18 protein-coding genes and 3 tRNA genes are annotated in these 24,320 nt (G+C 73.6%); 8 read left to right on the plus strand and 13 right to left on the minus strand.

Going from position 1 to position 24,320, the window contains the following annotated elements; translation table 11 throughout:
* Window positions 1–5: 5 nt before the first annotated feature.
* The 4 genes from ABT129_RS08550 (at window position 6) to ABT129_RS08565 (ending at window position 2,697) form a co-directional block, all read left to right on the plus strand.
* On the plus strand, window positions 6–1,352 hold the full coding sequence (locus ABT129_RS08550; RefSeq protein WP_351898269.1) for an AAA family ATPase: 1,347 nt from the start codon (window positions 6–8) through the stop codon (window positions 1,350–1,352).
* A 139-nt stretch (window positions 1,353–1,491) separates the two neighbouring features.
* Window positions 1,492–1,848, plus strand: a complete 357-nt coding sequence (locus ABT129_RS08555; protein ID WP_351898271.1) for a DUF8844 domain-containing protein — start codon at window positions 1,492–1,494, stop codon at window positions 1,846–1,848.
* A gap of 158 nt (window positions 1,849–2,006) precedes the next feature.
* Window positions 2,007–2,633 carry a hypothetical protein gene (locus ABT129_RS08560; RefSeq protein ID WP_351898274.1) on the plus strand — a complete coding sequence of 209 codons (627 nt, stop codon included), beginning with the start codon at window positions 2,007–2,009 and terminating at the stop codon, window positions 2,631–2,633.
* Window positions 2,624–2,697: transfer RNA gene (locus ABT129_RS08565), tRNA-Lys, on the plus strand. Before ABT129_RS08560 ends, ABT129_RS08565 begins: the two co-directional genes overlap by 10 nt.
* Before the next feature lie 83 nt (window positions 2,698–2,780).
* On the opposite strand, the gene ABT129_RS08570 is transcribed toward ABT129_RS08565, so the two are convergent.
* Window positions 2,781–4,031 (minus strand): M6 family metalloprotease domain-containing protein, encoded by a 1,251-nt coding sequence (locus ABT129_RS08570; protein ID WP_351898276.1) that lies wholly within the window; start codon window positions 4,029–4,031, stop codon window positions 2,781–2,783.
* 356 nt (window positions 4,032–4,387) lie between these two features.
* Here ABT129_RS08570 and ABT129_RS08575 point away from each other — a divergent pair, with 356 nt between their 5' ends.
* On the plus strand, window positions 4,388–6,250 hold the full coding sequence (locus tag ABT129_RS08575) for a putative bifunctional diguanylate cyclase/phosphodiesterase (protein WP_351898278.1): 1,863 nt from the start codon (window positions 4,388–4,390) through the stop codon (window positions 6,248–6,250).
* Between the two features lie 192 nt (window positions 6,251–6,442).
* Here ABT129_RS08575 and ABT129_RS08580 read toward each other — a convergent pair whose 3' ends face one another.
* Together ABT129_RS08580 and ABT129_RS08585 are read right to left on the minus strand one after the other, a co-directional pair.
* Complete coding sequence (locus tag ABT129_RS08580) at window positions 6,443–8,137, minus strand: glycosyl hydrolase family 18 protein (protein WP_351898281.1); 1,695 nt, start codon at window positions 8,135–8,137, stop codon at window positions 6,443–6,445.
* A gap of 548 nt (window positions 8,138–8,685) precedes the next feature.
* Window positions 8,686–9,759: an LLM class flavin-dependent oxidoreductase gene (locus ABT129_RS08585; RefSeq protein ID WP_351898283.1), complete on the minus strand. Its 1,074-nt coding sequence runs from the start codon at window positions 9,757–9,759 to the stop codon at window positions 8,686–8,688.
* A gap of 360 nt (window positions 9,760–10,119) precedes the next feature.
* Between ABT129_RS08585 and ABT129_RS08590 the strand changes: the two genes are divergently transcribed.
* Together ABT129_RS08590 and ABT129_RS08595 are read left to right on the plus strand one after the other, a co-directional pair.
* On the plus strand, window positions 10,120–10,878 hold the full coding sequence (locus ABT129_RS08590) for an IclR family transcriptional regulator (protein WP_351898285.1): 759 nt from the start codon (window positions 10,120–10,122) through the stop codon (window positions 10,876–10,878).
* 64 nt (window positions 10,879–10,942) lie between these two features.
* Window positions 10,943–11,016 (plus strand) — tRNA-Lys (locus tag ABT129_RS08595).
* Between the two features lie 75 nt (window positions 11,017–11,091).
* Here the strand turns inward: ABT129_RS08595 and ABT129_RS08600 are convergent.
* The 6 genes from ABT129_RS08600 to ABT129_RS08625 all read right to left on the minus strand — a co-directional run bounded on the left by ABT129_RS08600 (window position 11,092) and on the right by ABT129_RS08625 (window position 19,668).
* Window positions 11,092–11,754 (minus strand): response regulator, encoded by a 663-nt coding sequence (locus ABT129_RS08600; protein ID WP_351898288.1) that lies wholly within the window; start codon window positions 11,752–11,754, stop codon window positions 11,092–11,094.
* Window positions 11,685–12,989 (minus strand): sensor histidine kinase, encoded by a 1,305-nt coding sequence (locus ABT129_RS08605; protein WP_351898290.1) that lies wholly within the window; start codon window positions 12,987–12,989, stop codon window positions 11,685–11,687. The genes ABT129_RS08600 and ABT129_RS08605 overlap by 70 nt, the downstream gene beginning before the upstream one ends.
* An 11-nt stretch (window positions 12,990–13,000) precedes the next feature.
* Entirely contained in the window at window positions 13,001–14,740 is a 1,740-nt protein-coding gene (locus ABT129_RS08610) for an AMP-binding protein (RefSeq protein ID WP_351898293.1), read from the minus strand.
* A 68-nt stretch (window positions 14,741–14,808) separates the two neighbouring features.
* A complete protein-coding gene (locus tag ABT129_RS08615) occupies window positions 14,809–15,402 on the minus strand; it encodes a lytic polysaccharide monooxygenase auxiliary activity family 9 protein (protein WP_351898295.1) in 594 nt (197 codons plus the stop codon).
* A gap of 119 nt (window positions 15,403–15,521) precedes the next feature.
* A complete protein-coding gene (locus ABT129_RS08620; RefSeq protein WP_351898297.1) occupies window positions 15,522–17,384 on the minus strand; it encodes an SPFH domain-containing protein in 1,863 nt (620 codons plus the stop codon).
* A 919-nt stretch (window positions 17,385–18,303) separates the two neighbouring features.
* On the minus strand, window positions 18,304–19,668 hold the full coding sequence (locus ABT129_RS08625; RefSeq protein ID WP_351898299.1) for a peptidoglycan-binding protein: 1,365 nt from the start codon (window positions 19,666–19,668) through the stop codon (window positions 18,304–18,306).
* A 184-nt stretch (window positions 19,669–19,852) separates the two neighbouring features.
* Here ABT129_RS08625 and ABT129_RS08630 point away from each other — a divergent pair.
* Window positions 19,853–19,926 (plus strand) — tRNA-Lys (locus tag ABT129_RS08630).
* A gap of 307 nt (window positions 19,927–20,233) precedes the next feature.
* Here ABT129_RS08630 and ABT129_RS08635 read toward each other — a convergent pair.
* The 4 genes from ABT129_RS08635 to ABT129_RS08650 all read right to left on the minus strand — a co-directional run bounded on the left by ABT129_RS08635 (window position 20,234) and on the right by ABT129_RS08650 (window position 24,126).
* The gene (locus ABT129_RS08635; RefSeq protein WP_351898301.1) at window positions 20,234–20,968 is read right to left on the minus strand and encodes a class F sortase; all 735 of its coding nucleotides are present in this window, start codon (window positions 20,966–20,968) and stop codon (window positions 20,234–20,236) included.
* 2 nt (window positions 20,969–20,970) lie between these two features.
* On the minus strand, window positions 20,971–21,612 hold the full coding sequence (locus ABT129_RS08640) for a PT domain-containing protein (protein WP_351898304.1): 642 nt from the start codon (window positions 21,610–21,612) through the stop codon (window positions 20,971–20,973).
* Window positions 21,613–21,731: 119 nt separating this feature from the next.
* Window positions 21,732–22,511, minus strand: coding sequence for an HAD-IIA family hydrolase (locus ABT129_RS08645; protein ID WP_351898306.1), 780 nt, complete (start codon window positions 22,509–22,511; stop codon window positions 21,732–21,734).
* 79 nt (window positions 22,512–22,590) lie between these two features.
* Complete coding sequence (locus ABT129_RS08650; RefSeq protein ID WP_351898309.1) at window positions 22,591–24,126, minus strand: alkaline phosphatase family protein; 1,536 nt, start codon at window positions 24,124–24,126, stop codon at window positions 22,591–22,593.
* Window positions 24,127–24,320: the final 194 nt, after the last annotated feature.

Raw genomic sequence — 24,320 nt, forward strand, 5'->3', positions numbered from 1 at the left:
GGTCGATGTCCGATACCGCGACGCAGGTCTTCGACCCGTCGGCTGAGGCCGGCCGGGCGACGGCCGCCATCCTCGCGGACACCCTGCACGGCGCCTCCCGGGGCGTCGTCGTGGATTCCCCGCCCGGCGCCGGGAAGTCGACGCTCGTGGTGCGGGCCGCGCTCGAACTGGCCGCCGCCGGACGCCCCCTGATGGTGGTGGCCCAGACGAACGCGCAGGTGGACGACCTGGTGCTGAGGCTCGCCGAGAAGGAGCCGGAGCTGGAGGTGGGCCGGCTGCACTCGAACGACTCCGACCCGTACGACAAGGCGCTCGACGACCTGGAGAACGTACGGAAGTCGGCGAAGGCGGGGGAGCTGGCCGGGCTGCCCGTGGTCATCTCCACGGCCGCCAAGTGGGGCCACGTGAAGAACGTCGAACCGTGGGCGCACGCGATCGTCGACGAGGCGTACCAGATGCGTTCGGACGCGCTGCTCGCCGTGGCGGGCCTCTTCGAGCGGGCGCTGTTCGTGGGCGACCCCGGGCAGCTGGACCCGTTCTCGGTGGTGGGGGCGGAGCAGTGGGCGGGGCTCTCGTACGACCCGTCGGCGAGCGCGGTCTCCACCCTGCTCGCGCACAACCCGGAGCTGCCGCAGCACCGGCTGCCGGTGTCCTGGCGGCTGCCCGCCTCGGCCGCGCCGCTGGTCTCGGACGCCTTCTACCCCTTCACGCCGTTCCGCAGCGGCACCGGGCACGGGGACCGGAGGCTCTCCTTCGCGGTGGCGTCGGACGGGTCGGGTCCCGACCGGGTCCTCGACGAGGCGGCGGAGTCGGGGTGGGGCCTGCTCGAACTGCCGGCCCGGCACACCCCGCGGACGGACCCCGAGGCGGTCGGCGCGGTCGCCCTGGTGGTGCGCCGGCTCCTCGACCGGGGCGGCGCGGCGGTCTCGGAGCGGGCGGAGACCCCCGTACCCCTGACGCCCGACCGGGTGGCGGTCGGCACCGCGCACCGCGACCAGGCGGCGGCGGTCCGGGCGGCGCTCGCGGAGCTGGGCGTGACGGGGGTGACGGTGGACACCGCGAACCGGCTCCAGGGCCGCGAGTACGACGTGACGGTCGTCCTCCATCCCCTGTCCGGGCGCCCGGACGCGACGGCCTTCCACCTGGAGACGGGCCGGCTGTGCGTGCTCGCCTCCCGGCACCGGCACGCGTGCGTGGTGGTGTGCCGCGCGGGGGTGACGGAGCTGCTCGACGCGCATCCGTCGACGGAGCCGGTCCAGCTGGGGGTCGCGGTGTCGTTCCCGGACGGCTGGGAGGCGAACCACGCGGTCCTCGCGCATCTGGCGGAACACCGGGTGGCCTGGAGGCCCTGAGCCGCCCTCCCGGCGCCGAAACCGGGGCTCGGGGGCGGACCGGGGGCGTACGGGGGGAGGTACGCGCTCTTGCGGGGCGCGGGACAATGGAAGACGGCCCGGGATTCCGGGCCGTGCCTGTGCGAGGAGGAGACGGACGATGGCGGAATCCGCGGAACGGGGCGGACAGCGGCGGCTCAGGCCGGCTCCGCTGGTCTTCGAGCCTGCCGAGGCGACCGCCGATCCGGAGCACTTCTTCGACCTGGAGTCGCTGGAGGATCCGCGGGAGCTGCTGTCCCGCGCGACCGAGCTGACGCTCGCGTTCCGCGCGGCGACGGACCGGGCGACCGAGTTCCAGGCGATCGCGGCGGCGCAGCTGGCGGATCCGCGCCGGTTCGACCGGCTGACTGCGGCGGACGTCGCCGAGCGGGCGCAGTGGACCGAGGACTACGCCCGGAAGATGATCGAGTTCGGCCGCGACCTGATCCGGACGAACGGGCGGCCCGGCGAGGAGTGAGCGGGCCTGGTGGGCGCCGTTTCGGGGGCCACCGCGCCCTGGCCGAAAAAGCACCCCTGGCATATGCCGGGGGGCACGATACTCCTCGCCCTCCCCTCCTGTCCGGGATTCCGTGAACACTCGGCGACCGGCCGGTGACGCCCGGTAGATCTGGAGCCATGACGACGTGGCTGCGCGACGAGACCCCGCACGACATCTTCCGGTTCCTCCGGGAGGGTGACGAGGGCCGGCACCAGACCGCCCGGGTGACCGCCGACGGGGCCGCCTGGCTCGCCTCGGCCGCCGGTGGCCGCGAGGCCGCGCTCACCCGCTGGGAGGCCCGTCCGGCCTCCCCCGCGACGCTGCCCTGCGGGACGGTCTTCGACGTCGTCAACGTGGACCCGGTCTTCGGGCGCCGGATGCTGGACCGGCTGTGGCTGGAGGGCCCGGGGTCGGGCCCCGTCGCCGTGCACCGGGGCCGGATGATGCTGTTCGCCGCGCCGGGCACGGCCCAGCGGCTGCCGGCGCTGCTCGACTGGGAGGAGTGGGGCGAGGCGGTCCCCCGGCCGCTCTGTCACGGGGTCGGGGACGCGGTGACCGTGCCCCCGCTCGTGCCGTCCGGCGACACCGGGCCGCGCTGGCTGGTGGCGCCCGACACCCGGAATCCCTGGCTTCCCGGCCCCGAGGTCGTGCTCTGGGCCTGTGTGCGGGCCGTCCGGGCGATCTCCGCCGCCGACGTGCGGGTATCGATTTTTCCTCCCGCCGATCCGGGTGCTAATGTCTACGACGTCAGCAGGCGCCGCTAGCTCAGTTGGTTAGAGCAGCTGACTCTTAATCAGCGGGTCCGGGGTTCGAGTCCCTGGCGGCGCACCGACAGAAGAAGCCCCTCGCGGAAGCGGGGGGCTTCTTCGTGCTCCGGGCCGGTTCCGGGCGGGGCCGGGCGCCGGTTCCCGTCAGCCGTCGGCGGGCGGGGTGATCCTGACCGTCCAGCCGCCCGTTCCGGTGCGGTCGGTGACCTCGACCCGGACCCCGGTGCCGGGCACCGTGAGGGTCTCGCCCTCCTCCAGGGGGGCGTCCGCGAGCGGCGGGTAGACCGAGCGGTCCCAGCAGGCCTCGGTGTGCGGATGGGCGTCGACGACCTCGACGGGGCCGTCGCCGGAGGCCGCCTCGCCCCGGACCCGGTAGACGAGCACGCCTTCGCTGCAGGTGTCGGCGTTGTTCCCGGCGTCGGTCCTGGCCTCGACCGCGAGGACGCTGTCGGGGCCGGTGCGGACCACGGCGAGCCGGGTGCCGAGGGTGCCGCCGGGCGGGGGCGGGGCGTCGGTCGGCTCCAGGCTGACCAGCCGGGGCTCCGCGCCCTGGACGCAGGTCACCTGGGCGCCGGAGAGCCAGCCGAGTTTCCACTTGTGCCAGCCGAAGAGGTCCGGGGAGAGCCCGAACTGGCTGCCCATGACGTCCCAGTCACCCACATGGGTGTCCCAGTCGCCCTTGCCGTCCTCCGGGCGGTGGTAGAGGTCGGGCAGGTCGAAGACGTGCCCGGTCTCGTGGGCGAGGACGTTGCGGTCGGGCGGGTGCCGCTCGAAGACGGTGACGACGCGCCGGAGCTCGGTGCCGTCGACCTCCAGCGGGCGTTCGAGGTTGACGACCTTGGTCGCGTCGGAGTCCACGCCCGGCGCGTCGGGGTCGGCGACCAGGTAGACGATGTCGTACCGGGAGAAGTCGACGTCCGCGTCGGCGGCGGCGATCGCGTCACGGAGGTAGGCGGCGCGCTGTCCGGCGTCCCAGTCCCGCCGTATGTCGTACGCGGCCGACTCCTTGGGCATCGGGGTCCAGACGCGCTGGGGGTGCGGGCGCAGGGTGAAGCGCCCGTAGGAGGCGCGGGTGAAGAACTCGCTGGTGGCGGGGAAGTGGTCGGCGGCGAGTTCGGCCGGCGTGGTGAGCGGCTCGGCGTCGGGGAAGGACAGGAAGACCATGACCGCGTCGAGGGTGCGGTCGGGGCGCGGGTACGACGTGTTCCAGGTGTCGAGGCCGAGCGAGTGGTGGGCCGCGGTGCGCGGCAGGGCGCAGGGCCCCGCCGTCGGCGCGCCGACGGCGGGGCCGGCGACGAGCCCGGTGGCGGCCAGGGCGGCGAGCGAGGTGAAGGCCGCCGCACCGGCACGCAGCCGCGAGCGTTCCACTCCCCCGGGTGGCTGCTGAGCCCTCACGTGGACCTCCGGATCGGGAATGCGGGATACCCCACCCACCTTGTGACGGTTTGCGGCGTTTCGCATGTTTCCGCTGCCCCGGTCGGGTGAGGGCGCACCACGGGGTCGACGCGACACGAGCGCGGTTCAGCTCACGGAAAGTCACATTCGGTCATGTCCTCGCAGACCCGTGTCAGACCCGCGCAGAAACGATCGGCCGGGGTGCGCCGGCGGGCGGCCCCCCGGCCGCGAACGCTCCCCCATGGCCCCCCGGAGCTGGAACGCCCGCCCGCACGGGCTCTATGATCGGCTCACTCTTCCTTGGCCGACCGTCCCGACCACATGTGACCGGCCCGACTGCACTACGGGAGCGAGCGGTGAGCGGAACCCCCGAAGGACCGGTGCACCCAGAGCCGCCGGAGACGTACGCGGCCCAGCCCGCACTCACGGAGCGTCACCACGCCGAACTCCGCGACTACCACGCCGCCTTCCGGGTCTCCCAGCTCGCCATGGCCGTCGTCGACCAGGACGGCGTCGTCGTCACGGCCAACGACTCCTTCGGCGCCCTCCTCGGCACCGAGGCCGGGGCGCTCCGGGACCAGCCCGCCGCCGATCTGGTCGACCTCGCCTCCGACGGGCGCACCTGGCACGCGTACCGCGAGGTGCTGCGCGGCCGCCGCTCCCGCTTCCGCTGCACGCGCCGCCTCAAGCACCCCGACGGGCGCTCGCTGTGGGCCGAGGTCACCGTCGCGCCCGTCCCCGACAGCCGGCGCGTCCTGCTGTCGATCGCGGACATCAGCGACCGGCGCGAGCTCCAGGCACGGCTGCGCCACCTCCAGATGCACGACCCGGTGACCCGGCTGCCCAACCGCGCCCTCTTCTTCGAACGCCTCTCGGCGGCCCTGGAGGCCTCCGCCCAGGACGCCGGGTGCGGGGACGACGCCGACGCGACGGAGGCGGTCAGCTCTTCGTACGAGTCGTACGGGTATGGCAGAACAGGGCGGATCGGTCTCTGCTACCTCGATCTCGACGGCTTCAAGGCCGTCAACGACACCCTCGGCCACCGGGTCGGCGACCGGCTGCTCGCCGCCGTCGCCGCGCGGCTCACGGAGTGCGCGGACAGCGACGGCTACACCCGTAGCGGCGGCCATCTCGTGGCGCGGCTCGGCGGGGACGAGTTCGCGATCCTGGTCGAGGACTCCACCGGCACCGAGCAACTCGCCGACCTGGCCCGCTCGGTGCTGTGCGCGCTCCAGCTCCCCTTCGACCTGGCCGGTCAGCGGCTGTCGGTCTCCGCCTCGATCGGCGTGGTCGAGCGCTCCGGGCACGGGACGACGGCGACCGCCCTGATGCAGGCCGCGGACACCACGCTGTACTGGGCGAAGGCCGACGGCAAGGCCCGCTGGACGCTCTTCGACCCGGAGCGCAACGCGCACCGGATGACCCGGCAGGCGCTCTCCTCCACGCTGCGGCCGGCCGTGGAGCGCGGGGAGTTCGCCCTGGAGTACCAGCCCCTCGTGGATCTGACGGACGGGGCGGTGCGCGGGGTGGAGGCGCTGGTGCGCTGGAACCACCCGCAGTTCGGCTCGCTCCCGCCGAATCGGTTCATCGGGATCGCCGAGGAGGACGGCTCGATCGTGGAGCTGGGCCGGTGGGTGCTGCGCTCGGCCTGCCGCCAGGCCCGGCAGTGGCAGAAGGACCATCCGCGCGAACGCCCGATCTTCGTGAGCGTCAACGTGGCGGTCCGCCAGGTCTGGGACTCCGACCTGGTCGCGGACGTGGCCGGCATCCTCGCCGAGACGGGTCTCGCCCCGCACCTGCTCCAGTTGGAGCTGACCGAGTCCGCCGTGATGGGCTCGGCCGGACGGCCGCTCCAGGCGCTCCAGGCGCTGAGTGACATGGGCGTGCGGATCGCGATCGACGACTTCGGCACGGGCTACTCGAACCTGGCCTATCTGAGCCGGCTGCCGGTCTCGGTGCTCAAGCTCGACGGCTCCTTCGTCCGCGGCTTCCAGGACGAGGAGCACGCCAATCCGGCGGACGAGCTGATCGTCGAGGCCCTGGTGCAACTCGCCCACCGGCTGGGGCTCACGGTCACCGCCGAGTGCGTCGAGACCTCGGGGCAGGCGAGCCGGCTGCGCCGGATCGGCTGTGACACGGGGCAGGGCTGGCTGTACTCGCGGGCGGTGGCACCGGACCGGATCGCCGAGCTGATCGGCACGGAGCCGCTGCCGGTCTGAGGCTCCCGCGGGCTGCCCGTCCGAGGCGGGCGCGGGCTGCCCGTCCGAGGCGGGGCGCGGGCGCCGCCCCGTCCCATCGGGGCGTGGGGCGGGGCGGGCGTCGGCCGGGCATGGAACTGCCCCCGGCCGGAGGGACATTCCGGGCGGGGGCAGCGGTTCATGAGGGGTTCAGCGGTTCAGCGGGTCGGGCACTCAGCAGGCGCCGAGGTCCTTCCACACGCCCCACTCGCCGGTCGTGCCCGGCGTCTCGTTCTGGGTCCACCACTGGGCCTTGTACTTGCGGCCGTTGTGGGAGACCTCATTGCCCGAGTTGTAGACCGTGCCGGCCACGTACGCCGGGAGCGAGCCGCAGCCCGTGGGCGGGGTCGTCGGAGGCGTGGTGGGCGGGGTGGTCGGGGGCGTCGTCGGCGGGGTGGTCGGCGGCGTGGTGGGCGGGGTGGTGGTGCCGCCGAGCGCGGTGTTGATCTGGGTCAGCAGGGTGGCGTTGTTGTCCAGGCCGAGGAGCGAGTACATCATCGCGCCGGCCAGGCCGCGCTGCTTGCCGTAGTCCACCCGGGCCTGGATGGACTTCTGGTTGAGGCCGGTGAAGAACTCGCCGTCCTTGTAGAAGTACGAGGACTTCGACTGGTCGTCCCAGAAGGTGGTCGACGCGTTGTCGACGATGCCGCCGAGCTCCTTGTAGTGCGCGATGCCGGCCTGCTGGCTGAGCGGGCGGGCGCCGGAGCCGCCGGTGGCGGTCTGCGCGAGGCCGTTGGTGGTCCCGGCCGGGACGCCCTTCCAGCCGCGGTAGTAGAACTCGTAGCCCAGGGTCAGCTTGTTGGCGGGGAAGCCGCCGGCGATGCCGTAGGCCGGGTTGCCGTCGATCCAGGAGTCGATGGCGGAGTCGATGCTGTACTTCTCGGTGCCCGGGGCGATCACGTCGGTCGGGTCGTTCGGCGAGGGGTAGAGCGGGGACTGGTGGTACGTCGGCCCGTCGCCGTCCCAGGCGCCGTGCATGTCGTACGTCATGATGTTGGCGTAGTCCAAGTACTGGCCGATCTTGTCGGTCTCGATGTACTTGATCTTGTCCTGGCCGGCCGGGAGGGCCGAGGTCAGCAGGTACTTCTTGCCGCCGTTGGCCGCGCCGTACGCGTCGAGCTGCTTGCGGAACTCGGCGAGGAGGAGGGTGAAGTTCTGCTTGTCCTCGGGGCCGTAGTGGTTGCCCAGGTGACCGCCGGAGGAGCCGGGGTACTCCCAGTCGACGTCGATGCCGTCGAAGATGCCGGCCGCCGTGCCGGCGCCGCCGTAACCGCCCTCGACGGGCAGGTTGCCCTTGATGTACTGGTCGATGCAGGAGGAGACGAGCTTCTTGCGGCTCGCGTCCGTCTTCGCCGCGTCGTGGAAGTACTTGGAGTAGGTCCAGCCGCCCAGCGAGATGTTGATCTTCAGCTGGGGGTACTTCGCCTTCAGTTCCTTGAACTGGTTGAAGACGCCCACGATCGGCTGGTCCCACTTGTCGGCGACGCCGTCGACGCTGTCCGCCGCGCTGAAGGACTTCTGGTAGTCGGCGTACGAGTCGCCCGCACCGTCACCCGCGTTGGGGTTGTTGTCGTCACCCGCGGCCTTGTTGGCCATGAAACAGGTGAGGTTGGTGGGGTGGATGTTGCCGAACGAGTAGTTGATGACGTCCAGCTGGCCCGCGATGCCCCGGGTGTCGAGGTGCTTGGGGTAGAACGCGTTGCCGTAGACGCTCCACTGGTCGTAGTACGCGATGCGCACGTTGCCCGCGGAGGCGGTGGTCGTCGTGTCGGCCGCCTGGGCGGAGCCGAGGCCTACGGTCGCCGCGAGGGCACCGGCGGCGAGGGCCGAGCTGAGGAGCGCGGCGATCAAGGGCTTACGGGGGTGCACGTGCGGCCTCCATCGGGGGGAGTGCGGGGGTGGTGCCGTACAGGAGCTGGAGCAGTGATAACCGGCGGGTGAACAGCGCGTCAATGGTCTGAACCAGATTGAGGACTAGACCAATTCGAGCGAGAAAGGCCTCGTCAGGGAGGTGCAGCACAAAGCGGAACCGCCCGCCACCATCGGTGACGAGCGGTTTAAGGTTCACTTAGGGGAGGCGCGGGGGTGGTTCGGGAATGAACCAACCGACCCCGAGGATCAGGGTTTTTACCCGGCCGTCGCCGGCACGGAACGCGTCGCCCCGGTTCGCCGGAGCGCTCCGGACCCTCGCTCGGACCCGTCTTCGGACCGGTCCCCGCGACCCAGGCCCGACCGACAGGCCCTAGGGCCTGTCGTCACCTTCCCGTCGTCGCCCGGAGGGCGGCCCCGCGGCGTCTGGTGCGTGCTCTCGGTGTGCCGGGCGGAAGTCGGCGTACTGGGCGTACTCGGGCTTTCGCCCGGTGCGGCGAGAGCGCGTGCCAGGCGTCGCGGGGCAGACGGGAAGGTGACGGCAGGCCCTAGTCCTCCGGCAGCTCCGGGAGTTCGTACGCGTCCGCGATGAGCTCGTAGCTCCGCAGCCGGGCCTCCCCGCCGTGCGCGTTCGCCGTGATCATCAGCTCGTCCGCGCCCGTCCGCTTCCGCAGGTCGTCCAGGCCCGTACGGACCTCGTCCGGGGTGCCGTACACGATGTTCGCGAGCCAGCCGTCGACGAACTCCCGCTCGGCGGAGCTGAATCCGTACGCCTCCGCCTCCTCGGGCGTCGGCACGAGACCCGGCCGGCCGGTACGCAGCCGCAGCATCGCGAGGGCGCCGGCGAGGACCTGGCGGCGGGCCTGCTCCGCCTCGTCGGCGGCGAACGCCGAGACGCCGATCATCGCGTAGGGGGCGTCGAGGTGCTCCGAGGGCCGGAAGGAGTCCCGGTAGAGGTCGAGCGCCGGGATCGTGTTCCTGGCCGAGAAGTGGTGGGCGAAGGCGAAGGGCAGCCCGAGCAGACCGGCGAGGCGGGCGCTGAAGCCGGAGGAGCCCAGCAGCCAGACCGGCGGGCGCCCCTTCGGGCCCTGCACCGGACCGGGCACGGCGTGGATCCGGGCGTAGGGGTGGCCGTCCGGGAAGTCGTCGTCGAGGAACCGGGTCAGCTCGGCGAGCTGCTCCGGGAAGTCGTCCGCGCCCTCGTTGAGCCGGTCGGTGCGGCGCAGGGCGGCGGCCGTGGCCCCGTCGGTGCCGGGCGCGCGCCCGAGACCGAGGTCGATCCGGCCCGGGGCGAAGGCCTCCAGGGTGCCGAACTGCTCCGCGATGACGAGCGGGGCGTGGTTGGGCAGCATGACGCCGCCCGAGCCGAGGCGGATGCGCTTGGTGTGGGCGGCGAGGTGGGCGAGGATCACCGCCGGCGAGGAGGAGGCGACGCCGGGCATCGAGTGGTGTTCGGCCACCCAGTGCCGGTGGAAGCCGCGCCGCTCGGCGAGCCTGCTCAGCTCCACGCTGGTGGCGAGCGCCCGGGTCGCGGTGCTGCCGCCGCCGACGGTCACCAGGTCCAGCACGGACAGCGACACGGGCGCGGAACCCCGCGCCTCTCCTCGAATAGCGTCGCTCACCTTCGGGACCCTCCTCGGCACACGTACGAACTCACGACTCGGCTACGTCAGGCCAACAACAGGAGGGGGGCTCCGTTTATTCCGGCGGTTCTCGGCCACCGCTCGGGCCCTCACCGCGTCCGCTTCGCCGTAAAAAATCTCCGGTCCCCCGCCGGACGGACGGGTGCGCGCGAGCCCCCGCGCACGGTCCTGACCTGAGGCTCAGTACACCACTCATGACCTTGGCATATGCCAGAGTGGCGCGCCCCAGCGTACGGCCCGGACGCTCCACATCATTCTCGCCAACAGCCGCCCCGCAAACGGTGCTTGGCGGCTATCGTGGTACGAAAGCTTGCGGTCACAACCTGGTAGGGGGAAACCGTGGCGCTGAAGCCCGAGCCCACCGCGCCGTTCCACTCGGTGCAATACGCCTTGCGCGTCCTCGAGACGGTCTCACGGCACGGTGGCGGCGTTTCGGACGTCCAGATCGCCCGCGAAGCCGGCCTCCCCGTCGCCCACCTCTCGTCGCTGCTCCTCATGCTCCGTCGCGAGGGGTACGTCGAGCAGGTCGCCGACGGCGCGTACGTGATCGGCGACTCCCTCGTCCTCCTCGGTTCCGGCATGACCCGCCGCGAGGCCCTGGAGGCGAAGCTCCAGGAGACCCTCACCGAGCTGCGCGACTCCGTCGGCGCGGCGGTCTACATCAGCCGGTACATCGACGGCGAGGTGAAGATCACCCAGTTCGCCGACAGCCCGCGCACGCCCAAGGTGAACGAGTGGGTGGACTTCCGCTCGGCCGCGCACGCCAGCGCCGTCGGCAAGTGCCTGCTCACCCAGCTCGACCAGAACGGGCGGCGGGACCACCTCTCCCGGCACAAGATCGCCCGGCTGACCTCGCGGACCATCACCAACGAGCGGATCCTCTTCTCCAAGCTCGACAGCCACCCCGCGACCGTGCCCGTGCTCGACCTCCAGGAGTACGCGGTGGGCACGGTCTGCGCCGCCGTCCCGCTGACGGCGGGCTCCGCCGTGGGCTGCCTGGCGCTCTCCCTGCCGATCGAGCACGCCCACCGGCTGCGCGCGGCGGCCGACACGCTCAACCGCAGAGCCGCCCCCGTGGTGCTCTCGCTGGCGCTCTGAGGACCCGGCCGCGGGGTGGTCGGAAGCACCCCGCGGGACCGGGTAGTATTTTCTCTGTCAGCAGGCGCCGCTAGCTCAGTTGGTTAGAGCAGCTGACTCTTAATCAGCGGGTCCGGGGTTCGAGTCCCTGGCGGCGCACAGACGGGAAGAGCCCCTCGCGGAAGCGGGGGGCTTTTTCGTGCCCGCCGCACCCTCCTCACGTACCTCAGGCCCTCAGGCCCTGAGGTACGTGAGGACGGCGAGGACCCGGCGGTGGGTGTCCTCGGCCGGCGGCAGGTCCAGCTTCGCCAGGATGTTGCCGATGTGCTTGCCGACGGCCGCCTCCGTCACGACCAGACGACGGGCGATCGCCCCGTTGGAATGCCCCTCCGCGACAAGCCCGAGGACCTCGCGCTCGCGCGGGGTCAGCGCCTCCAGCGGATCGCGGTGCCGCCGCAGCAGCTGGCGGACGACCTCGGGGTCGACGACCGTCCCGCCGTCCGCGACCCGGGCCAGCGCGTCCAGGAACTCCTCCACCTGCCCGACCCGGTCCTTCAGCAGATAGCCGACGCCCGTGCCGTCCCCCGCGTCGAGGAGGTCGGCGGCGTAGCTGCGCTGCACGTACTGGCTGAGCACCAGGACCGGCAGGGCCGGCCGCTCGGCGCGGAGCGCGACCGCGGCGCGCAGCCCCTCGTCCTGGAAGCCCGGCGGCATCCGGACGTCGGTCACGACGATGTCCGGATCGTGGGCGGCGACCGCCCCGCGCAGGGCGTCGGCGTCGCCGACGGCGGCGACGACCTCGTGACCGAACCGGGCCAGGAGCCCGATCAGCCCCTCCCGGAGGAGGACGCTGTCCTCGGCGAGGACGACGCGGAGCTTTCGGTCGGTGCGGGACACGGGATCTCCACTCGCAGGAGGGTCGGCCCGCCCTTCGGGCTCATGATCGTCAGTCTGCCATCCAGGACGGCGATCCGGTCGGCGAGTCCGGTGAGACCGGTGCCCCGGGCCGGGTCCGCGGCGCCCCGCCCGTCGTCCTCCACGTCGATCCGCAGCGTGCCCCGGGTGTGCCGGGCGGTGATCCGCGCCCGGGTCGCGCCGCTGTGCTTGCCGATGTTGGCGAGGGCCTCGCAGCCGGCGAAGTAGCCCGCGCTCTCGACGGACTCCGGCAGCCGGGGCAGCTCGACGTCGACGTCGACGGGCACGGCGGACCGGTCGGCGGCGTCGGAGAGGGCCGGACCCAGGCCGTAGTCGGCGAGGACCTGGGGGTGGATGCCGTGGATGAGCTCCCGCAGCTCGGTGAGGACCTGCCCGGCCTCCGTGTGCGCCTTCGCCAGCTGGTCGGCGAGCGGGCCCGGCGGGGCGTCGAGCCGGGCCAGACCGAGGGTCATGGTGAGGGCGACGAGGCGCTGCTGGGCGCCGTCGTGCAGATCGCGTTCGATCCGGCGCCGCTCGGCCTCGAAGGCGTCCACGAGCCGGGCCCGGGAGGCGATGACCTCGCCGATCCTGCCGCTGCGCGCGTCGGCCTCGCGCGGGGCGAGCAGGGCGCGGGCGAGCGCGGCGCGGGCGCCCGCGAAGGCGGCGAGCGGGTAGGCGAGGGCGACGAGGAGCAGGGCGCCGAGGAGGGCGGCGGCGAGGGCCTCCGGATAGGAGGTCACCAGGTACGCCTTGACGACCTTGGTCTCGTCGCCGTCGACCGCCAGTTGGACGGGGGCGCTGAGAAGGGTGACCGGAAGGCCGATCCCGACGGCGACCGCGAGGAGGTCGAGCGGCCACAGGACGGTGGCGAGGAGCAGGGCGTACGCGAGTTCCCGCCAGGTCGCCTGCTCCCCCGCCCGCAGCCGGAGCCAGGCGGCCGGGCCGGGGGCGGTGGGGACGCGGTGCGGGTCGGGGGCCGGGTCCAGGTCGACGAGCCGGAGGCGCCTGCGCTCGACGCCGCCGAGGAAGAGCCCGGAGAGCAGGAGCGGCGGCAGCCCGACGAGGAACAGCGAGAACACCCCGAGCACCAGGAACACGGCGCAGACGGCGGCCCCGAGCAGCCCGCCGGTGAGCAGGTACCCGACGGCCCGCCAGGGCCATGAGCCGCGCGGGAAACGGGGCCGGGTGAGGGCTTGCCAGGGGGTACGGGGGTCCATGAGCGACCACGCTAGGCGGAGGGACGGCGCCGGGGCCATGGGGTGAGGGGGTGCGCCGGGGGTGGGGCTGGGCCTACCCCCGGGCCCGGCGGCGTCGGGCTTCGGTCGTGGCGCGCGTACTCCGCGCGGAGGGTGGCCGTCGCCGTGGGGGTCAGGGGTTCGTAGGGGGCGGTCGGGGTGGGGCGCCACCAGACGGGGTCGGGGCAGAGGAAGGCCGCACGGCGGAGGGCCACCCGGTGGATCTTGTTCGTCGCCGTGAGGGGGAGTTCGGGCAGCACGCGGACGAAGCGCGGCGGCATCTTCGTGCCCAGGTCCGGCTGCGCGGCGAGGAAGGCCGCGAACTCCGCCGGGTCGAAGGCCGCGCCCTCCCGCAGGGCGAACGCCGCCATGACCTGGTCCCCCGCCACCGGGTCCGGTATCGCGTAGACCGCGACCCCCGCGGCCCGCTCCCAGCGGGCGAGGATGTTCTCGATCGTCGCCGCCGCCAGGTTCTCGCTGTCGACCCGCAGCCGGTCGTCCGTGCGGCCCGCGAAGTAGAGGTGGCCGTCCGCGTCCCGGTAGAAGAGGTCGCCCGTCCAGTACCAGCCGTCGCGCAGCCTGGCGGCCTCCGCCTCGGGGTTGCGCCAGTAGCCCTCGAAGGGCGAGCGGCCTCGGTTGACGAGTTCGCCGACGGCCTCGGCCGCGTTGAGGAGCCGGCCGGTGGGCGAGAAGCGGGCCGGGGCGCACTCCCGGCCGGTCTCGGGGTCGAGGACCGCCAGGTCGTCGCCGGGCGCGGCCCGTCCGATCGCCCCCGTCGGGGTGTCGGGGGTCCGCTGGATCGCCGCGCCGCCCTCGGAGGAGCCGTACCCCTCCACGAGCGGGACGCCGAAGCGCTCCCGGAAGCGGGCCGCGTCCACCGCCCCCGCCTCGGTGCCGAAGCCGAGCCGCAGCGGGTGCGCGCGGTCGTCGGGGCCGGGCGGGGTGGCGAGCAGGTACTGGACGGCCCGGCCCACGTAGGTGAAGTAGGTGGCGCCGAAGCGGCGGACGTCGGGCAGGAAGCGGGAGGCGGAGAAGCGGGCCCGGAGCGCCACCCCGGCGCCGGCGGTGAGCGCGGGCGCCCAGTCGGCGATCACCGCGTTGCCGTGGAACATCGGCATGCAGATGTAGTGGACGTCGTCGGGGCCGACCCCGAAGTGCCGGACGAGGGAGGCGCCGGCCGCCGCGAGCCGCCCCTGGCTGCAGAGCGCGGCCTTGGGCGCGCCGGTGGAGCCGGAGGTGAAGGAGAGCAGGAAGAGGCTGTCGGGGCGTACGGGGCCGAGGCGGGCGTCGCCGGGCCGGGCGTCCCCGTAGGGGGCGAGGAGCTCCCGGTAGGCGTCGGTGTCCGTGACCAGGACGCGGACGCCGGGCAGCGGGAGGCCGTCGAGGAGGGGCAGGTGGGCGCGCTGGGTGACCAGGACCCGGCACGCGGTGTGCCGGATGTCCCGGGCGAGTTCGGCGCCGCGCCGGGTGGGGTTGATCCCGGCGACGGCGGCCCCCGTGAGGGCCGCCGCGCTGAGCCAGAGCGGGTACTCCGGTGTGTTGTCGAGCAGGACGCCGAGGTGCGGCTCGCTCCCCGGCAGGGGTGGCATCAGGTCCACGAGCAGTGCGGCCCGCGCGGCGGCGCCCGCGGCGACCTGGTGGTGGGTGAGGGTGTGGTGCTCGTCCCTCAGCCCGGTCCGGTGGTCGCCCCATTGGCGCCGTACGAGTTCCGCGACGGTGTCCGCACCCCTCATGGGCCGGACTGTAACTGACGGTCCATCAGAAATGAACCGTCAGGAACGGTCACCGAACCGCGCACCCGTCAGAACTTGACGTCCGAGCAGGCGTAGAAGGCGTTCGCGGTGTCCGCGACCGTCCACACCGCCAGGATCAGGTGACGGCCCGTCTTGCCCGCCGGGATCGTCCCGGAGTGCGAGAGGGTCGCCGGCGGCTGCTGGCTGTTGTAGGGGACGGTGAGGAACGGCTGGGGGTCGAGCGAGGCCCGGGTCAGCTTCTGACTCGGGTTCCAGCCGTTCTTGGTGATGTAGTACTTGAAGTCGGTGGTGCGGTGCCGGGCCGTGAACTGCCAGCGGAAGCTGTAGCTCTGCCCCGCCGTGAGCTGGGTGGCGGGCCACGCGCCGCCCCGGGGGTCGTCGAGCTGGGCGAACTGCGAGAGCCCGGCGGAACAGATCTTTCCGTCGGCGGGACCGGCGGAGGGGAAGCCCTTCAGACCCTCGACCGACTGCGGCTCCCACTGGATGTTGCCGCAGTTGGTCACGGTGCCGTTGGCGCAGAGCTTCTGACGGCTGATGGGCGAGTCGGTGTAGCCGTGGCTTCCGGCGCTACCGGTGGCGAAGAGGGTGGCGCCGGCGACGCCGAGCGCCACCACCGCCGCCCCGACTGACTTATTGCGCATGCTGTCGCTCCAGGAGAACGTGGGGGAGTTCTTGGGCCGTGCTGCACGCGTGCGGGCACTACATTTTTGGTCTGGACCAAGTACCAAGGTATGGACGGAAGTTGAACATGTCCATCCCCTCACGCACCCTCCACAGGACCCGTCCTTCCCGTGTAGAACGCCACCGTCAGGTCCTTGACCAGCGTCTTGCGCTCGTAGTCGTCGAGCTCGACCAGACCACGACTGGTCAGCCGGTGGACCACGTCGTCCACCGCGTCCACGACGGAGGTCAGCACGCTGTCCCGGTGCTTCGCGTCGATCGCCGCGATCCGGCGCCGCCGCATCGCCGCCGCCACCTCCGGCGCGTACTCGATCCGGGTCGGCTGCGCCGAGAACACGTCCACTCCGACCGGGGCGCACTCCGCCGACAGCATCCGCGTGAGCGCCTCGCCGACCGCCTCCGCGTCCCGGAGCGTCGGAGCGTCCTCGTGGAACGCGTCCGCCGGAAGCTGCGAGAGCACCCGGGCCATCGCCGCCTCCACCTGCTCCCGCAGGTAGTCCTCGTGCCCGTCGACGCCGAGCGCCGCCCGGACGGTGTCCCGCACCCGCCACACGACGAGGACGGTGACATCGAGCGCGGTGCCCTTGGCGTCCACCGCCGACAGCGGCTCGCTGCGCCAGTGCCGGAGCCGTACGTCGACCCGGCGGCGCAGCAGGAGCGGGCTGGCCCAGAGCAGACCGGTGCGGCGGACCGTGCCGCGGTAGTCGCCGAACAGCGTCAGCACATAGGCGTAGCCGACCCGGCCACGGCCGAGCCCGCCGAGTGCGAACAGGGTGAGCACGACACCGAGCGCGAGCAGCGCCCACTGGCCGAGGTGGATGCCGTTGTACGGGCGTTCCGGCAGCCGCAGCATCCGCGTCGCCTCCGCCGGTACGGCCCCGGTCCACCACACGACCGCCGCGCACCCGGCCAGCGCGAGGGCGCCGCCGGCCACCCCGACCCAGCCGGGCAGCACCGGCCCCGGCCGCTCGACCAGCGTGGGGTCGGCGGTGGGGACGGGGCGCGCGGAGGACGCGGCCCGTCCCTTGGACGCGGCCCCGGTCCCCTCCTTGGACTTCGGCTTCGGCTTCGCCTTCGACTTCCCCCCGCTCGCGGGGTCGGCGACCGGGCCCGTCCGGACCTGGACCTTCGACGGGCCCGGGATGGCGGGCCCGTGGCCCGTCCCCGACGGGGTGGGCGCGGCCATGGCGACGGTGTCGGGGCCCCCGTCGTCGTCGCGCGGCATACGGGGTACGGCGCCCTCCGGCTCGTCCCGGAAGAGCAGGTGCACCGGGATGGAGCCGGTGGTCTCCGAACCGATCACGTTCTTCCGCCGCGCGACCCGCACCACGGCGGCCACGGGCACGGCGACGGCGCCGACCGCGGCGCCGGTGATCCGCCCGAAGTCGGGCACGGCGTCACCGCGCCCGCCGGGGCGGGGGGAGGTGTCGTCGCGCTCGGCGGGAGGGCCGGCCTTCGGGTCCGCGCCGGGCGGGGCGGTCACGGCGGCGGTGGGGCGGGCCGGTGGGGCGGTGACCGCGACAGGGACGGGCGCCTCTCCCCCGGACCGCACGGTGACGACGGAGGCCTTCGGCGGGGCGGCACCGGCGGGAACGGGCCCGGGCCCGCCGCCCGCGGTCGCGCCGGACAGCCCCGTGGACAGGACCGCCCGCGTACCGGCGAGGCCGGAACCGGCTCCCGGCCCGGAGACGGGTCGGGAGCCCGGGGTGACGGCGGCGGGCGGGCCCGCCGTCGCGGAGGAGACGGCCGCGGCCGACGGGGCGGCGCCGGCCCGGTGGACCGGGGCCGTGCCGGCGGCGGGGCCGGTGGCCTGGTGGGGCCGGGCGGCCGAGGGCGCGCGGTCGGCCGTCTCCGGTCCGGCGGCCGCGGCCGAGCCGGTCGGGCGGGAGTCGGCCCCGCCCGGCGCCACGCCGGAGGGCCCGGCCGGACGCACGGACGCCACGCCGGAGGGCCCGGCAGGGTGTCCGGGCCGCTGCCCGGCGGGCCGAGCGGGTTGGGCTGCCGGCACATCGGCGGAGGCGGGAGCCGGGGCGGGGGCGGTGACTCCGCTCCCGGCGATGCCCGGGGCAAGCGATGCGGGGACGCCGTCGCGCGACGGCCCGGACTCCCCGGCCACCGAGGCGGGCGACGCCACCGCGGCGGACACGGCCGCAGCACCCGACGCCGTCACCGGGGCGCCACGCCCGGCCGGCGCCGGCGACCCGCCCGGCACGGGCGCGGACGCCACGCCCGGGGCCGGGCCGGCCGGGGCGGGCGCCGACGCTCGGTCCGCGGCCGGGGTCACGTTCGACGTGCCGCCCCCGACCGGGGCCACCGCGCCCCCGGCGAGGACCGGCGCCCCGCTCGACACGGACACCCCGCCCGAGACGGGCGCGCCGTCCGACGCCGGGGCCGGGGTCGAGGCCGGGGTCGAACCCAAGGACGGGTCCGAGGGCGGGATCGAGGGCGGCGCGCCGGCGCCGTCGGGGGCGGATGCCCCTCCCACGGCAGCCGCTGACGCTCCGTCCGGAGCCGGGACGCCGCTCGGCGCGCCACCCCCGGCCGGGGCGGATGCCCCGCTCGGAGCGAGCGCTGACGCTCCGTCCGAAGCGGGCGTCCGGCTCGGCGTCCCACCCGCGACCGGGGCCGGCGCACCGCCCTCCGTCGGCGTCGGCTCGGAGACGCCGGGTGGCGTCGCGCCGGCGGCGTCCGCCGTCGTGTCCCGGCGGGTCGGCGGGGCTCCCTGGGGAGGTGACGTGCGCGGGAGCGTGCCGTCCGTCAGGCGTCTCGCCGTGCGGGCCGCGTCACGTGAGGCCGCCGCGCCGGAGTCCGCGGGGTTCGGGGTCGATGCCGTCATTCGGGTCCACCTCATGCTCTCGGGGTCATCGGAACAAGCGCCGCCAGGTCTCCGGGCCCGGGTAGCCGTCGGCCGCTGCGCCGCGCCAGCCCTGTGCCCGCTGGAACGCCTCGACGTTGCGGCGGTCCGCCTCCGTCCAGCGCGGACCGGGTCCCGACAGGTAGTGCTTGCCGAAGCCCCGCTTCACCAGTTGTTTGCCCAGCTTCTCCACATATGCGTTGGATTGGCCCGGACGGAAGGCGCCACGCCCGGGGAACCCCGTCGCATTCGCGCTCGACCCGCTCGAACCACTCGAACCGCCGATGTCCTTGCCCGTGCCGGTCACGAGGAGCTTCCACGTCTGAGGGCCGGGCAGGCCGTCCGCCTCCCTGCCCTTCCAGCCCTGCGCGAGCTGGAACGCCTGGGTCGCGCGGCGGTCCGCCTCGCCCCACTTCGGACCGGGGCCCCGGCTGTAGTACTTCTTGCCGCCGCGGTCGACGAGGAGCCTGCCGAGCTGGGTGACGTACGCGTTGTTCGCCCCGGTCCCGAACATCGCCACGCCCGGGTACGGGGTCGCCGTGGGCGTCGCCCCGGCGCCGGTCCCTCCGGTGCCGCTCACCACGGCCTTGTAGCGGTAGGCCACGTACCGGTCGGAGTTCTCCCAGTACGCCAGGGGCGTCGCCTGCTTCCGCGTGCGCGGCTTGGTCTGCTCGTAGGCGACGTAGGAGGTGTGGGTGTAGTCGGTCCAGCCGCCGAAGATCGTGACGTGCGAGCCGCGCGTGGGGTTGGCCGGGTTGTGGAAGAGCAGGATGTCGCCTGGCTGGAGCTCGGTGCGGTCGACGCGGTCGGCGAAGCGGTCGAGGCTGCCGGTCCACTCGTTGCTGCGGAGGTTCCAGGCCATCGAGATGTAGCCGGAGCAGTCCTGGCGGTAGCCGTCCGACCAGTACTTCTCCATGGAGTACGGGACCTGCGCGGTCACCCACAGCTTGGCGCGGTTGATGATCTCGGCCCGGGTCGTCTTCCGCAGGGTGCCGATCGAGATCTGACTGGTCGTCGGGGTCGCGGCCGGGGAGGGGTCCGCGCCGGGGCCCGGCGCGCCGTGCAGCGGCTCCCGTCCGCCCTGCGGGGTGTCGGCCCCCGTCCCGGCGTCCCGCGGCGGCCCTTCCGCCGGGTCCGTCGGCGTGAGCGGTCCCGGCGGCGGGGGGAAGGTCGTCGCCAGCGCTCCGCCGCCCCCGCCCAGGACCACGCCCGCCGCCGTCACCAGGACCAGGGCCCGGCGGGCGCCGTGCGCGGCGGGGTGGCCGCCGGCCCGGACCGGCAGGCCGAGCGCGAGGTCGCGCCGTTGCCGGGCGCACCCCGGGCAGCCGCAGTCGGCCGCGGGCTCGAATTCCTCGAAGACCGGCACGCTCATGGGATTCCCCTCCACACTCGTCAAGATCTTTTGACCCTTGGTTTTGGGCGTCAGTGTCTCAACTGTCTGGACAAATCGCATTTTGACGGATCGACGGCCTGATGCGACCATCCGACAGGCCGGTGGTGAGCGGTATTGGTCAGGAGCACACCCGCACGTCAGGTAGAGTTCTCTCTGTCAGCAGGCGCCGCTAGCTCAGTTGGTTAGAGCAGCTGACTCTTAATCAGCGGGTCCGGGGTTCGAGTCCCTGGCGGCGCACGCAGAGTCAAGACCCCCTCACCGATGGTGAGGGGGTCTTGGTCGTCTTCCGGCCGTTTTCACGCGAACTACCGTGTGTCGCGGGCGAGTTCCCCTGTGTAACCCGCCGAATCACTCCCCCGCCCCGGACGGGGCCTCTACAGTGTCGGGAACCCCGACCTCCCGCGGCGGCACCGGGCCCCTCCCGCGCCCGCGAGCCCCGCGGTCGAGGACCGGCCCGGTCGGCGGCGGCCCGGGACGCCCCCCGCCCCGCCGACCGAGGACCGGTCCGACGCGGTCCGACCCGACGCGGTCCGGCGCGGTCCGGTCAGGGCCGGAGCCGGGGTGCGGCCACCGCCGGCCCCGTGCCCGCACCCGCGTCCGTGCCGGTGTCCGTGCCGGTGTCCGCGTCCGTCAGGTACGCCGAGACGACCACGTTCGCCGTGTACGTACCGGCCGCGCGGTCGAAGGTGCCGCCGCAGGTGATCAGGCGGAGTTCGGCGCGGTGGGGTTCGCGGGCGCCGTAGACCCGGCGGGCGTCGAAGTCCTCCCGGGGATAGACCTGGACGTCGTCGACCGTGAACTCGGCGACCGATCCGTCCGTTCGGGTGACGCGGACCTTGGCTCCGGGGCGGGCGGCGCTGAGGCCGTAGAAGACCGCGGGCCGGGTGTCGGTGTCGACGTGGCCGACGAGGAGGGCCGGGCCCGCCGCGCCCGGCTCGGTGCCGGCGCCGAACCAGCCGACCGTGTGGGGCATCTCGTAGGGCGGCGGGTCGATCGCGCCCGTGGCGTCCAGGCCGCGCGCCACGACGGGCGCGGTGATGCCGAGGGAGGGGATCTCCACCCGCCGGGGTTCGGCGGGTGCGAGCGGCTCCCTGGCGGGGGGCAGCGCCACGCCGAGCGGGCGGCCGACCGCGGCGATGTCGCCGGTGGTCGGCGCGGAGCTGCCCTCGGGACCCTCGGCGACCTCGCGGCCCCAGAGCCAGAGCCCGGAGAGCAGCAGCGCCCAGGCCACGCCGGTGACGAGTCGCCCGTTGCCCGCGGGGCGGGATCCGGACGACACCGTCACTCCGGGCCCGAGCCCGAGCCCGTACCCGTACCGGAGTCGGCGGCGCGGCGGCGGGAGCTGCGGAAGGCGACGGCCACGGCGGCGATCGCGGCCATGCCGAGGCCGAGCAGGGTGTACGGGGTGCCGAGGCCGCTCTCGCTGGTCGTCTGGGCGACCCCGGGGGCGGCCGGGGCGGCGAAGGCGGCCGCGCCGCCCCCACCGGCGCGGACCGGGGCGACCGGACTGGCGTGGTGGGTGGGCCGGTGGGTGGGCTCGTGGGTCGGCCGGTGGGTCGGCTCATGGGTGGGCCGGTGGGTCGGCCGGTGGGTCGGCTCGTGGGTCGGCTTCTCGCGCAGGACGCGCACGGTGCCGACATCCCGGTGGTCGTGGCCGTCGCAGGTCACGCTGACCTTGTACGTGCCGGTCTCGACCCCGGACCTGATGGTCGTGTCGCCGTACAGCGGGGCGTGCCCGCCGTCCCGGCCGGTGAGCTCCGCGTCGGCGACGAACGCCCGGGACTTGGCGGCACCCGTGGTGCCCTTGCAGCCCTGCACGCGGACGTCGACGTCGGCGCCGGGCGAGGCGGTGGACGGGGTGACGGTGACCTTCACCCCGTCGTGGGCGTACGCGCCGCCGGCCGCGGGTGCCAGTACCAGCACCAGGGCCGCCCCTGCGGCACGGAGAGCAATGGGACCTGAACGCATCGTGACCTCCTGATACTGGCAGGGTCACCCGGATCGGGGCTTCTCGCATCCGCAGGGGCCGGCGCGGGGTGCCGCTACACGCGGTCGACGATGTCCGCGATCGACTTGACGATCTTGGAGGGGCGGAACGGGAAGCGGTCGATCTCCGCCTGCGACGTCAGTCCGGTCAGCACCAGGAAGGTCTGCATGCCCGCCTCCAGACCGGCCAGGATGTCGGTGTCCATCCGGTCGCCGATCATGGCGCTGGACTCGGAGTGGGCGCCGATCGCGTTGAGGCCGGTGCGCATCATGAGCGGGTTCGGCTTGCCCGCGAAGTACGGCTCCTTGCCGGTGGCCTTGGTGATGAGCGCGGCGACCGAACCGGTGGCCGGGAGCGGGCCCTCCAGGGAGGGGCCGGTCTCGTCGGGGTTGGTGCAGATGAAGCGGGCGCCGGCGTTGATGAGCCGTACGGCCTTGGTCATCGCCTCGAAGGAGTACGTGCGGGTCTCGCCGAGCACCACGTAGTCCGGGGCGTGGTCGGTGAGGACATAGCCGATGTCGTGCAGCGCGGTGGTGAGACCGGCCTCTCCGATGACGTACGCGGTGCCGCCGGGGCGCTGGTCGTCGAGGAACTTGGCGGTGGCGAGGGCCGAGGTCCAGATGTTCTCGACGGGGACCTCAAGACCCATCCGGGCGAGGCGGGCATGCAGGTCGCGGGCCGTGTACATCGAGTTGTTGGTGAGGACGAGGAAGGGCTTCCCGGTCTCCCGCAGCTTCTTGATGAACGCGTCGGCGCCGGGGATCGGCACCCCCTCGTGGATGAGGACGCCGTCCATGTCGGTCAGCCAGGATTCGATCGGCTTGCGCTCTGCCATGGGTGCGGGACTCCTGCCGTACAAACGTGCGGTGTGCTGGGGACGCCGCGACAGCACTGTGGCGACGCCCCCAGCCTAATCAGGAAGCCGTGACCTTGACCCCGTCGATGGTCCAGTACCAGTTGTTGGAGCCGGTGTAGCGGAACCGGAAGCTCACGCTGGAGGCCCCGGCGGGGACGTCCACGGTGAGCGACTGGGGCTGCGAGACGACGTCGGAGGTGTAGTTCTTCACGACGGTCGGGGTGCCGCCGTTGAAGACGGCCTGGACCTGGGCGGTCTGGCTGCCCTCCTGGCGGTAGAAGGTGGTGAAGTCCAGGGTGACCCGGCTCTTCCCGGAGACGCCGTACGCGGGGGTGACCAGGGTCGAGTCGTACGTGCCCGAGAAGGCCTTGTCGGCCCACTCGTCGGAGTCGGCGACGGCGAAGACGCCCCGGGCGCGCACGTTGAGCTCGCGGGACTGGTCGCGCTGGGAGCGGGACCAGAACTCGTCGGTGGCGAAGGACCAGCCGCGCCACTCGGCCATGCCGCCGGTGCCCATGGCGTTGTTGATGACGGACCAGCCGCTGGGCGCGGTGTGGGTGAAGCCGAGGACCCCGGCGGGGATGCCGGTCTCGTCGACGCGGCCGGTCAGCGACCCGTACAGGCTGTCGAAGGGGTCGGTGGAGCGCTCCTGGATCGGCTTGCCGTCGAGGCCCCAGGAGGCGGCGGGGACGATGCCGAGCTGGTGGAAGACCGTGGCGGCGACGTCGACGAGCCGGGTGTCGATGGGGCGGGCGCCGGCGGCGATGCCGGGGCCCTGGGCGAGGACGAAGGTGCGCCGCTCCTCGATGGCGGAGCCGCCGTGGCCGCCGCCGTCGGTGTGGCCGTGGTCGGTGGTGACGATGACCGTCCAGCGCTCGGTGGCGTAGGCGGGGCGGGCCTTGATCGCGGTGAGCAGGCGGCCGAGGTAGCCGTCCTGGACGTCGATGGCGTCGAGGTACTTGCTGTGGGCGGCGCCGTGGTTGTGGCCGATCTCGTCGGTCTCGCCGAAGTAGACGAAGAGGACGTCGGGGTTCTGGTTGCGCAGGACGTCCTCGGTGATGTCCGTGATCACGAGGTCGTTGACGACGTAGTTGTTGTTGTAGACGAGCTTGGCGTCGGCGCCGGGGGTGACGGTGCCGTGGGTGTCGAGCTCGGGCCAGTCGACGGCGGCGAAGAGCGAGAGCTCGGGGCGGACCTGGTGCAGACGGGCGAGGAAGCCGGGGTACTGGCCGTAGTTCTTGCCGGTGAAGGTGTTGTCCCTGACGCCGTGCTTGTCGGGCCAGACGCCGGTGGAGATCGTGGACCAGCCGGGGCCGGAGGAGGTCGCGGCCATCGGGTTGGCGTAGAGCAGGGAGCGGCCGAAGGTGCCGCCGGCCATCAGGGACTTGAGGGTCGGGGCCTTGGCGGCGTCGATCCGGTCGTACCGCAGGCCGTCCATGCCGACGACGAGCACCTTGTCCTTGCTGGTGCCGTTCGGGAGCGTGGGCGAGGCCGCGAGGGCGGCGGGGGCGGTGGCGATTCCGGTGGCGGCGACGGCCGCGGTGGCACCGGCGGCGGCGAGCACGGTCCGGCGGGAGATGCCGTTGATCGGCATGTCGGAGTCCTCCGTCAGAGGGGTTGGGGTGGGAGCGCACGCCAACGCCCCTGATTTCTCAGGGGCGTTGGTCCGTACCCGTTATCTTTCCGCGATGTGCGGAGGGCTTCCAGGGTCGTACGGTGAACTCTTGGTGCCGATCGACCTCCGGTCGGCGGCCGGTCGGCGGCCGGTCGGCGGCCGGTCAGGCGGAG

The sequence above is a fragment of the Streptomyces sp. NPDC002057 genome, assembly GCF_040296665.1.
Classification (GTDB): Bacteria; Actinomycetota; Actinomycetes; order Streptomycetales; family Streptomycetaceae; genus Streptomyces.

Bases quoted from the DNA above. Each gene is read 5' to 3' on its own strand.
- ABT129_RS08550 (WP_351898269.1), top strand. From the start codon at position 6: ATGTCCGATACCGCGACGCAGGTCTTCGACCCGTCGGCTGAGGCCGGC.
- ABT129_RS08555 (WP_351898271.1), top strand. From the start codon at position 1,492: ATGGCGGAATCCGCGGAACGGGGCGGACAGCGGCGGCTCAGGCCGGCT.
- ABT129_RS08560 (WP_351898274.1), top strand. From the start codon at position 2,007: ATGACGACGTGGCTGCGCGACGAGACCCCGCACGACATCTTCCGGTTC.
- ABT129_RS08605 (WP_351898290.1), bottom strand. From the start codon at position 12,989: ATGGACCCCCGTACCCCCTGGCAAGCCCTCACCCGGCCCCGTTTCCCG.
- ABT129_RS08610 (WP_351898293.1), bottom strand. From the start codon at position 14,740: ATGAGGGGTGCGGACACCGTCGCGGAACTCGTACGGCGCCAATGGGGC.
- ABT129_RS08615 (WP_351898295.1), bottom strand. From the start codon at position 15,402: ATGCGCAATAAGTCAGTCGGGGCGGCGGTGGTGGCGCTCGGCGTCGCC.
- ABT129_RS08625 (WP_351898299.1), bottom strand. From the start codon at position 19,668: ATGAGCGTGCCGGTCTTCGAGGAATTCGAGCCCGCGGCCGACTGCGGC.
- ABT129_RS08645 (WP_351898306.1), bottom strand. From the start codon at position 22,511: ATGGCAGAGCGCAAGCCGATCGAATCCTGGCTGACCGACATGGACGGC.
- ABT129_RS08650 (WP_351898309.1), bottom strand. From the start codon at position 24,126: ATGCCGATCAACGGCATCTCCCGCCGGACCGTGCTCGCCGCCGCCGGT.